The organism is uncultured Rossellomorea sp. (assembly GCF_947488365.1).
GTDB lineage: Bacteria > Bacillota > Bacilli > Bacillales > Bacillaceae_B > Rossellomorea.
Genome location: NZ_CANKZT010000018.1, coordinates 1 through 1,287, shown reverse-complemented (window position 1 = coordinate 1,287; position 1,287 = coordinate 1). Strand labels below are relative to the sequence as shown.

The window sequence follows — 1,287 nt, the reverse complement described above, 5'->3', positions numbered from 1 at the left end:
AGGTGTCAATCCACAGCTTCGGTGATACGTTTAGCCCCGGTACATTTTCGGCGCAGAGTCACTCGACCAGTGAGCTATTACGCACTCTTTAAATGGTGGCTGCTTCTAAGCCAACATCCTGGTTGTCTAAGCAACTCCACATCCTTTTCCACTTAACGTATACTTTGGGACCTTAGCTGGTGGTCTGGGCTGTTTCCCTTTCGACTACGGATCTTATCACTCGCAGTCTGACTCCCATGGATAAGTCTTTGGCATTCGGAGTTTGTCTGAATTCGGTAACCCGATGAGGGCCCCTAGTCCAAACAGTGCTCTACCTCCAAGACTCTTACACATGAGGCTAGCCCTAAAGCTATTTCGGAGAGAACCAGCTATCTCCAAGTTCGATTGGAATTTCTCCGCTACCCACACCTCATCCCCGCACTTTTCAACGTGCGTGGGTTCGGACCTCCATTCAGTGTTACCTGAACTTCATCCTGGACATGGGTAGATCACCTGGTTTCGGGTCTACGACCACATACTCATTCGCCCTATTCAGACTCGCTTTCGCTGCGGCTCCGTCTCATCGACTTAACCTTGCATGGGATCGTAACTCGCCGGTTCATTCTACAAAAGGCACGCCATCACCCGTTAACGGGCTCTGACTACTTGTAGGCACACGGTTTCAGGTTCTATTTCACTCCCCTTCCGGGGTGCTTTTCACCTTTCCCTCACGGTACTGGTTCACTATCGGTCACTAGGGAGTATTTAGCCTTGGGAGATGGTCCTCCCAGCTTCCGACGGGATTTCACGTGTCCCGCCGTACTCAGGATCCACTCAAGAGGGAATGAAGTTTCAACTACAGGGTTGTTACCTTCTTTGACGAGCCTTTCCAGACTTCTTCGTCTACTTCATTCCTTTGTAACTCCGTATAGAGTGTCCTACAACCCCAAGAGGCAAGCCTCTTGGTTTGGGCTACATCCCGTTTCGCTCGCCGCTACTCAGGGAATCGCAATTGCTTTCTCTTCCTCCAGGTACTTAGATGTTTCAGTTCCCTGGGTCTGCCTTCCATACTCTATGTATTCAAGTAAGGATATTGTTCCATTACGAACAATGGGTTCCCCCATTCGGAAATCTCTGGATCAAAGCTCACTTACAGCTCCCCAAAGCATATCGGTGTTAGTCCCGTCCTTCGTCGGCTCCTAGTGCCAAGGCATCCACCGTGCGCCCTTCATAACTTAACCGAATTGGTTGTTACATCAGGTTTAAAACCTAAAATGGCGATACTCGGTAATTTCTTGACTATCAATT

The 1,287-nt window shown here is 49.3% G+C and carries 1 rRNA gene; it reads right to left on the bottom strand.

Features of this window, described 5'->3' with window-relative positions:
* Positions 1–1,220 (bottom strand): 23S ribosomal RNA (locus tag Q1B03_RS22000); the annotation flags it as partial.
* Positions 1,221–1,287: the final 67 nt, after the last annotated feature.